Annotated in this window: 10 protein-coding genes; 4 read left to right on the top strand and 6 right to left on the bottom strand. The window is 64.8% G+C overall.

The window, feature by feature from the left end; genetic code table 11:
- The first annotated feature begins 140 nt into the window (after window positions 1–140).
- The 3 genes from EG885_RS20710 (at window position 141) to betC (ending at window position 3,526) form a co-directional block, all read left to right on the top strand.
- Window positions 141–1,016: a 3-hydroxybutyryl-CoA dehydrogenase gene (locus tag EG885_RS20710; protein ID WP_131578453.1), complete on the top strand. Its 876-nt coding sequence runs from the start codon at window positions 141–143 to the stop codon at window positions 1,014–1,016.
- A 79-nt stretch (window positions 1,017–1,095) separates the two neighbouring features.
- A complete protein-coding gene (choX, locus tag EG885_RS20715; protein ID WP_131578455.1) occupies window positions 1,096–2,028 on the top strand; it encodes a choline ABC transporter substrate-binding protein in 933 nt (310 codons plus the stop codon).
- Between the two features lies 1 nt (window position 2,029).
- Complete coding sequence (gene betC, locus EG885_RS20720; RefSeq protein WP_131578471.1) at window positions 2,030–3,526, top strand: choline-sulfatase; 1,497 nt, start codon at window positions 2,030–2,032, stop codon at window positions 3,524–3,526.
- A 36-nt stretch (window positions 3,527–3,562) separates the two neighbouring features.
- Here the strand turns inward: betC and EG885_RS20725 are convergent, their stop codons facing one another.
- The 6 genes from EG885_RS20725 to EG885_RS20750 all read right to left on the bottom strand — a co-directional run bounded on the left by EG885_RS20725 (window position 3,563) and on the right by EG885_RS20750 (window position 6,816).
- Window positions 3,563–3,964, bottom strand: coding sequence for a DUF2852 domain-containing protein (locus EG885_RS20725; protein ID WP_131578457.1), 402 nt, complete (start codon window positions 3,962–3,964; stop codon window positions 3,563–3,565).
- A gap of 85 nt (window positions 3,965–4,049) precedes the next feature.
- Window positions 4,050–4,679: a TetR/AcrR family transcriptional regulator gene (locus tag EG885_RS20730; protein ID WP_131578459.1), complete on the bottom strand. Its 630-nt coding sequence runs from the start codon at window positions 4,677–4,679 to the stop codon at window positions 4,050–4,052.
- The gene (locus tag EG885_RS20735) at window positions 4,679–4,957 is read right to left on the bottom strand and encodes an HPr family phosphocarrier protein (protein ID WP_131578461.1); all 279 of its coding nucleotides are present in this window, start codon (window positions 4,955–4,957) and stop codon (window positions 4,679–4,681) included. Before EG885_RS20735 ends, EG885_RS20730 begins: the two co-directional genes overlap by 1 nt.
- Window positions 4,954–5,370 carry a PTS sugar transporter subunit IIA gene (locus tag EG885_RS20740; protein ID WP_131578463.1) on the bottom strand — a complete coding sequence of 139 codons (417 nt, stop codon included), beginning with the start codon at window positions 5,368–5,370 and terminating at the stop codon, window positions 4,954–4,956. The genes EG885_RS20735 and EG885_RS20740 overlap by 4 nt, the downstream gene beginning before the upstream one ends.
- A 31-nt stretch (window positions 5,371–5,401) precedes the next feature.
- Window positions 5,402–6,364, bottom strand: a complete 963-nt coding sequence (rapZ, locus tag EG885_RS20745) for an RNase adapter RapZ (protein ID WP_131578465.1) — start codon at window positions 6,362–6,364, stop codon at window positions 5,402–5,404.
- Between the two features lie 38 nt (window positions 6,365–6,402).
- The gene (locus EG885_RS20750) at window positions 6,403–6,816 is read right to left on the bottom strand and encodes an HPr kinase/phosphorylase (protein WP_131578467.1); all 414 of its coding nucleotides are present in this window, start codon (window positions 6,814–6,816) and stop codon (window positions 6,403–6,405) included.
- A 225-nt stretch (window positions 6,817–7,041) separates the two neighbouring features.
- Between EG885_RS20750 and EG885_RS20755 the strand changes: the two genes are divergently transcribed.
- Window positions 7,042–8,637, top strand: coding sequence for a phosphoenolpyruvate carboxykinase (locus tag EG885_RS20755; RefSeq protein WP_131578469.1), 1,596 nt, complete (start codon window positions 7,042–7,044; stop codon window positions 8,635–8,637).
- The last annotated feature ends 104 nt before the right edge of the window (window positions 8,638–8,741 follow it).

Here is an 8,741-nt window from a genome sequence, read left to right on the forward strand (position 1 = left end):
TCTTGTCTGGGCCGGACGATAGGGCGGGGCCGGGCATGCTGCAATGCAAAAACCGCCCCCCTTACCCGGGGGCGGTTTTTGCATTGCAGCATGCCCGGCCCCGCCCTATCGTCCGGCCCAGACAAGACAGGGGTTCTGACATGGCGGTTCAATCGGTGGGCGTGATCGGCGCGGGTCAGATGGGCAATGGCATCGCCCATGTCTTTGCGGTCGCCGGCTATGATGTGCTTCTGACCGATATCAGCCGGGACGCGCTGGACAAGGCCATCGCCCTGATCGACCGCAACCTGGAACGGCAGGTCAGCCGCGACAAGATCACCCCCGAAGTCAAGGCCACCGCCATGGGCCATATCCGCACCACGCAGACTTTGGCCGATCTGGGCCAATGCGATCTGGTGATCGAGGCCGCGACCGAACGCGAGACCGTCAAGCAGGCGATCTTCGAGGATCTGGTGCCGCATCTGAAACCCGAAACGATCCTGACCTCGAACACCTCGTCGATCTCGATCACCCGTCTGGCCAGCCGCACCGACCGCCCCGAAAAATTTATGGGCTTTCATTTCATGAACCCGGTCCCGGTCATGCAGCTGGTCGAACTGATCCGCGGCATCGCGACGGACGAACCGACCTACAAGACGCTTCATGCGGTGGTGGAAAAGCTGGGCAAGACTTCGGCCACGGCCGAGGATTTTCCCGCCTTCATCGTCAACCGCATCCTGATGCCGATGATCAACGAGGCCGTCTATACGCTCTACGAGGGCGTCGGCTCGGTCAGTTCCATCGACAGCGCGATGAAGCTGGGGACCAACCACCCGATGGGCCCGCTGGAGCTAGCCGACTTCATCGGGCTGGACACCTGCCTTGCGATCATGAACGTGCTGCATGACGGGCTGGCCGATACGAAATACCGCCCCTGCCCGCTGCTGACGAAATATGTCGAGGCCGGGTGGCTGGGCCGCAAGACCGACCGGGGCTTTTACGACTATCGGGGCGAAACGCCCGTTCCGACGCGCTGAGCGTCGCTTTCAGACGGTCACGCCCCGGGCATCCGCCCTTGACTGAGCGGATAATCAACAAACCCGACAGGAGAGACCCATGACCAGACCGATCTTCGCCGCCATGGCGCTGACCGCCCTGACGACCCTGCCCGCGCTGGCGCAAGACGCCGAAAGCTGCGCCACGGTCCGCCTGTCGGATCCCGGCTGGACCGACATCACCGCAACGAACGGTGTCGCCGCCGTGCTGCTGGACGCGCTTGGCTATACCCCCAATATCGCCACCCTGTCGGTGCCCGTGGGCTATGAGGCGCTGAAGGGCGCGCAGACGGATGTCTTTCTGGGCAACTGGATGCCCGCACAGGCCGCCTTCCGCGAGGATCTGGACGCCGATGGCAGCGTGACCGAGCTGGCACAGAACCTGACCGGGGCCAAGTTCACGTTGGCGGTCAACCCTGCCGCCGCCGCGCTTGGCGTGGCGGATTTCGCCGATCTGGACGCCCATCACGATGCGTTCGAGGGCAAGATATATGGCATCGAACCCGGCGCCCCCGCGAACCAGAACATTCAGGGCATGATCGACGCCGACGGCTTCGGTCTGGGCGATTGGGAGCTGGTCGAATCCGGCGAACAGGCGATGCTGGCGCAGGTCACCCGCAATGCCGATACCCCGACCGTCTTTTTGGCCTGGGCCCCGCATCCGATGAACGAGGCGATAGAGATCACCTATCTGTCGGGCGGTGACGAACAGTTCGGTCCCGATTTCGGCGGGGCGACCGTGCATACGCTGGCCCGCGCCGAATGGGCCGAAACCTGCCCGAATGCCGCCCGGCTGTTCACACAGCTGGTTTTTGACGTCACCATGGAAAACCAGCTGATGGGCGCCATTCTGGATGACGGCGCCGATCCTCGGGTCGCGGCGCGCGACTGGCTGGCGGCCCATCCCGACGCGCTGGCCCCGTGGCTGGACGGGGTCACCACGCTGGACGGCCAGCCCGGTCTTGATGCGGTACAGGCTGCGGTTGCCGGGTAAGATCGTGGCACCCAATATCCTGATCCTGATGGCGGATCAGCTGTCGGGGGTTCTGTTCCCCGACGGCCCCGCCGCGTTCCTGCACGCCCCCAACCTGCGGCGGCTGGCGGATCGCTCGACCCGATATGCCAACGCCTATACGGGCAGCCCGCTGTGCGCGCCGGGGCGGGCCAGCTTCATGTCGGGGCAATTGCCGCGCCGCACCCGGGTCTATGACAATGCGGCGGAATTCGCCTCGGATATCCCGACCTATGCCCATCACCTGCGCCGCGCGGGTTATTACACCTGCCTGTCGGGCAAGATGCATTTCGTCGGTCCCGACCAGCTGCACGGGTTCGAGGACCGTCTGACGACCGACATCTATCCAGCCGATTTCGGCTGGACCCCGGATTATCGCAAGCCGGACGAACGGATCGACTGGTGGTATCACAATCTGGGATCGGTCACCGGCGCCGGCGTGGCCGAGATCACCAACCAGCTGGATTACGACGACGAGGTCGCCCATCAGGCCTGCCGCAAGCTGTATGATCTGGCCCGGCGCCGCGATGACCGGCCCTGGTGCCTGACGGTCAGCCTGACCCATCCGCATGACCCCTTCGTGGCGCGCCGCCGCTATTGGGATCTGTATGAGGGCGCGCCGGAGCTGGAACCGCCCCGGCCCATCCCCTATGCCGATATGGACCCCCATGCGCAGCGCCTGATGGATGCCTGCGACTGGCGCAGCTTCGACATCACCGACGACCAGATCCGCCGCGCGCGACAGGGCTATTTTGCCAATATCAGCTATGTCGACGACAAGATCGGCGAGGTTCTGGCGGTGCTGGAGGCGACGGGCCAACAGGACACGATCATCCTGTTCCTGTCCGACCATGGCGAGATGCTGGGCGAACGCGGCCTGTGGTTCAAGATGAACTTTTTCGAAGGCTCGGCCCGGGTGCCGTTGATGATCGCGGCGCCGGGCATGGCGCCGGGGCGGATCGACCAGCCGGTCAGCACGCTGGATGTGCTGCCCACGCTATGCGATCTGGCCGGATTGCCAATGGACGCGATCGCGCCATGGACCGATGGCGTCTCGCTGGCCAAGGGGGGCGATCGCGGCCCCGTGCCGATGGAATATGCCGCCGAAGGCAGCATCACACCGCTGGTCGCCCTGCGCGAGGGGCGCTGGAAATACACCGCCTGCCGCGCCGATCCGGAACAGTTGTTCGATCTGCAGGCCGACCCGCAGGAACGCGTCAATCTGGCGGGCGACCCGGCCCATGCAGCCACGCTTGGCCATTTCCGGGGGATGGCACATCGGCGGTGGGATCTGGACGCCTATGACGCCGAGGTGCGCCAGTCGCAGGCCCGCCGCTGGATCGTCTATGAGGCGCTGAGAAACGGCGCCTATTACCCCTGGGACCACCAGCCCCTGCAGCGCGCGTCGGAACAATACATGCGCAACCACATGGACCTGAACGTGCTGGAAGACGACCGCCGCTTTCCGCGCGGGGATTAGAAATCGGGGCCGGTCATCCCGGCCCCGATTTCTGGCTTAGGCGTCCGTCTTGATGGCGCGCTTGTCCATGAACTGATCGAATTCCGACTTGTCCTTGGCCTCGCGCAGCTTGGCCAGAAAATCCATGAATTCGCGGTGCTCATCCTCCAGCCGCTTCAGCGTCTCGGCGCGATAGGCGTCAAAGGCGGTGTTGCCGGTCGATCCCGCGACGCGGGGGGTGGAATGGCTGCGTTTGCTGCATCCGAACATGCGTTTGCTCCAGATCATATAGGTCAGAAGGGCCAGGCCAAGCGGCCAGAAGGCGATGAATCCCAGGATCATCGCGACGATCCAGCCGGGCCTGCCGCCCTGGTCCAGCCAGTCGCGGACGCGGGCCAGCACGTCGCCGATGCGCTGCCCGGTCGAAGCCGGGGGCAGCATGGGGGTTGCGGTGGTCATCTTCGTCGTCTCCCGATGTTAATGTTAATCACATTGACATAGATGGGAAGTTTGGCCCCTGCGTCAAGGGCGTCGCGCCGATTATTCAGTCGGAAACCAGTCCCAGTCCGCGCAGATAGATCAGCGCCCCGCTTTCCAGCATCTCGGAGGGCGAGACGGGGCTGCGGCTGCCGGGCCTGCCGCGGCCGAACAGCTCGACCACACCATGGCTGAGCGCCCAGATATGATTGGCGACCATGCGTGACGGGGGGCGGCTGCCCTCGGGCAGACGGGCGGCCAGCGCCTCGGCCGCGCTGACCAGAACGCCCTGCGCGCGTTCGGACGCGGCGGCCAGACCGGCATTCCCGGCGATCGAGATGCCGGATTCGAACATCGCCATGTAATATCCGGGGCGGTCGGCGGCGAAATCCAGATAGGCCTGACCCATGCGCAGGAACGCGGTCAGCGGGCGCGGATGGCCACCATCGAAGGCCGCCTGCAGGCGCGCCGCGAATTCGACGAAACCCTGCGCTGCGATTTCCTCCAGCAGATCATCGCGGCCCTTGAAATGACGATAGGGTGCGGCAGCGGACACGCCCGCCCGGCGCGCGGCCTCGGACAGGGTGAAGGATTGCGGGCCCTGTTCCTCGATCAGCGCGGCACTGGCCTCGACCAGTGCCTGACGCAGATTGCCGTGGTGATAGGTCTTGCGGTCGCTGGACGCTGGATCGGGCACTACATGCCTTCGCCGAAGAAATCCCCGACCAGAGCCTCGAGCGCGTCGGCCAGATCCGCCGCCTGCGGTCCGGTGGTGGTCACGCGGATCTGGCTGCCGCGCGGGGCGGTCAGCATCAAAAGGCCCATGATCGAATCGCCGGACACGCTCATCCCGTCCTTTTCGACCTGCGCCTGCGCGTCAAAGCGTTCGACGATATCCACGAACTTGGCGCTGGCCCGCGCATGCAGGCCCTTGACGTTGATGATCGACAGATCGCGGGTGACGGGAACGCTCATCTGGCGAAGCGCCCGCCGCTTGGTCCCGACGGGACATTATAGGAATTGATGTACTTGCGCCCGGCCTCCTTGGCGAAATCCACCGCATCGGGCACCGACAGATGACGCGACTTGGCCAGCTTGACCAGCATCGGCAGGTTGGCGCCATACAGGATGGTCCGGTCCTGAACCGCACAGGCGGGCAGCGACAGGTTCGACGGCGAGCCGCCAAACAGATCCGTCACCAGCACGACACCGTCGCCCAGATCGACGGCATCCGCCGCCGCCTTGATTTCCGCAGTCTTGGCCGCGCGGTCGTGATCGTCCTCGATCGCAACTGCCGTCATGCCCACTTGCGGGCCCACGACATGTTCGACCGCGGACAGATATTCCCGCGCCAGACCGCCATGCGCTACGATGACAATTCCGATCAACGAACCCCACCACGTTCAAAGGCCCGATGCGTCATGACGGCTGCCCCTGTGCCAACAAGGCCCCGCCAGTCGGCGGCGCCTCGGGGACAGATTGCAGCGCGGCGATCCGACGCTCGAGTTCCCTGTGCCTTATTGACACCGGCCAGCCCGCATCTGCAAGCGCCACCGCCATTTTTTCGACCAAAGTGACGGAACGGTGTTGCCCTCCGGTGCAGCCAAAGCCCACGGCCAGATGCGATTTCCCCTCATCCACATGGGCGGGCAGCAGAAACTGCACAAGGTCGCGGGTCCGCGCAAAGAATTCGGCGAATCGGGCATCCGCCACGACATGCGCCTGCACCCGGCTGTCGCGCCCGTCCAGCGGGCGCAGATCGGGTTCCCAATGAGGGTTCGTCAGAAAGCGGCAATCGAACATCATGTCCAGACCGCGCGGCACGCCCCGCTTGAAGCTGAAGGAATGAAGCGACACGCTGAGCCGCCGTTCGGGGCGCAGATCGAACCAGCGGGTCAGTTCCGCCTTGAGGTCATGGGGCGACAATTCGGTCGTGTCGACCAGCACATCGGCGCGCACCCGGATCGGCGCCAGCAGGTCCAGTTCCGCCAGAACACCCGCCATCGGCGCCTCGTCCGGGGCCAGCGGATGACGGCGCCGCGTCTCGTTATAGCGGCGCACCAGCACATCCGCATCGCAATCCAGAAACAGCACCTCGGGGGCATAGCCCGGGGCGCGGGTCAGCCGGTCGATCAGCTCGATCAGGTTGATGGCGGAAAAATCGCGGTTGCGCACATCCAGCCCCAAGGCCAGCGGCACCGGGCGCGCCGGTCCGTCCAGCAGCCGGGGGATCAGCGACAAGGGCAGGTTGTCGATCGCCTCGAATCCCAGATCCTCCAGCACGTTGATGGCGGTGGACCGCCCCGCGCCCGAGGGTCCGGTGACCAGAACCAGCCGCTGCACGGGGGCGGCGGGCGGATCCTTGGGGGCGTCGTGGATCATGCGCGTTCCTTTTGCATCCGTCGGGAGGCAGGAGAGGGTCAGGCCAGACGTCGTCCCAGCATCAGCTGCCGCAATGCAGCATAAAGATGGGGCCGATAGGGCCCCAGCACAAGCGAAACCCGGACCCCCAGCACATCTTGGTGGTGTCGCTGTGGCAAGCGATCCTCTTCCACCCGCCCAAGGTCGCAGGCCAGCGTCACAGGAACCGGGGGCGAGGGGTCCGCCCACAGGATGCCGAGGCCCCGCGCCTCGATCCGGGCTAGCAGCGGGGGCGGTGCCTGCGCCATCAGATCGCCCCCCTGAAGCCGCAGATCGGTGCGGTCATCGGCAACCAGCATCGCGCCGACCGCCATCAGTTGCAGCGCCAGTGTCGATTTGCCCGATCCCGACGGCCCCAGGATCATCAGCCCACGCCCCGCGATGGCCACCGTCGTTGCGTGCAACTGGATCATGCGAATCACCTTTCGTCCCGATCATCGCCCGGATCGGGTTAATATTCTGCGCAGAACGCCCCTGCCCGCGCCGCATTCGGGGCAGGATCTGTCATGTTGGCGATAACATCAATTGTTTCCGCTAACGGTTAGCGCTGCCTTGTTTCGCCTTGAATCGCGCGTGTTATAGCCCGGTGATCATCTTGTTCCCGGGCCATCGCCCCTTTCATCCACGGAGCCAACCCCATGACCACGCGCGTAAACCCGACCTGCCGACTGGAAGACCAAGGCATCGAGGGGCTGGGCCGGGTCTATTACAACCTGCTGGAACCCGCGCTGATGACCGAAGCGGTCGCGCGCGGCGAGGGGCAGCTGGGTCTGGGCGGCACCTTCCTTGTGTCCACCGGCGCGCATACCGGACGGTCCCCCAAGGACAAGTTCGTCGTCCGCACGCCGGCGGTCGAAGATCAGATCTGGTGGGACAACAACAAGCCCATGTCGCCCGAGGCGTTCGATCTGCTGCATGCCGACATGCTGGCCCATATGAAGGGCCGCGACTATTTCGTGCAGGATCTGTTCGGCGGCGCCGATGCCGACAACCGGCTGGATGTGCGCGTCATCACCGAGATGGCCTGGCACGGCCTGTTTATCCGCCACCTGCTGCGCCGCCCCGAGGCGGACGAGCTGGCGGCCTTTGTTCCCGAATTCACGATCATCAACTGCCCCGGCTTCAAGGCCGATCCGGCGCGTCACGGCTGCCGGTCGGAAACCGTCATCGCGCTGAATTTCGAACGCAAGATGATCCTGATCGCCAACACCGCCTATGCCGGCGAGAACAAGAAATCCGTCTTTACCTTGCTGAACTATCTGCTGCCGGCCAAAGGCGTGATGCCCATGCATTGCAGCGCGAACCATGCGCCGGGCAACCCTGACGATTCGGCAGTGTTCTTCGGCCTGTCGGGAACCGGCAAGACGACCCTGTCCGCGGATCCGTCGCGCGTGCTGATCGGCGATGATGAACATGGCTGGTCCGATACCGGCATCTTCAACTTCGAGGGCGGCTGCTACGCCAAGACGATCAACCTCTCGGCCAAGGCCGAGCCCGAGATCCACGCCACCACCACCCGTTTCGGCACGGTGATCGAGAACATGGTGTTCAACGAGGACACGCTGGAGCTGGATTTCGAGGATAACTCGATCACCGACAACATGCGCTGCGCCTATCCGCTGGATGCGATCTCGAATGCCTCGCCAACCAGTCTGGGCGGGCATCCCAAAAACATCATCATGCTGACCTGCGATGCCTATGGGGTGCTGCCGCCCATCGCGCGGCTGACGCCTGCGCAGGCGATGTATCATTTCCTGTCGGGCTTCACGTCCAAGACTCCGGGCACCGAGGTCGGCGTGACCGAGCCGATCCCGACCTTCTCGACCTGTTTTGGTGCGCCCTTCATGCCGCGCCGCCCCGAGGTCTATGGCAAGCTGCTGCAGGAAAAGATCGCCCAGCATGGCGCCTCCTGCTGGCTGGTGAACACCGGCTGGACCGGCGGGGCCTTCGGCACCGGCAAGCGCATGCCCATCGCCGCGACCCGCGCCCTGCTGGCCGCCGCGCTGGATGGCAGCCTGAACGCGGTCGAATTCCGCAAGGACGCGAATTTCGGCTTCGAGGTGCCCGTCAGCGTGCCAGGCGTCAGCGATGTCCTGCTGGACCCGCGCCAGACCTGGGCCGAGCCTGCCGCCTATGACGCGCAGGCGAAAAAGCTGGTACAGATGTTCTCGGACAATTTCGCGCAATATCTGGATGCGATCGACGACGAGGTCCGCGCCGCCGCCATCGGTTGAGCCTGCCCGTCTTGCACATCATCATCCCCCGCCCCCAAAGGGCGGGGGATGATGACGTGCAAGACGGGCAGGCTCAACCGATGGCCTGTATCTTATGCACATCT

The organism is Paracoccus nototheniae (genome assembly GCF_004335005.1).
Lineage (GTDB): Bacteria > Pseudomonadota > Alphaproteobacteria > Rhodobacterales > Rhodobacteraceae > Paracoccus > Paracoccus nototheniae.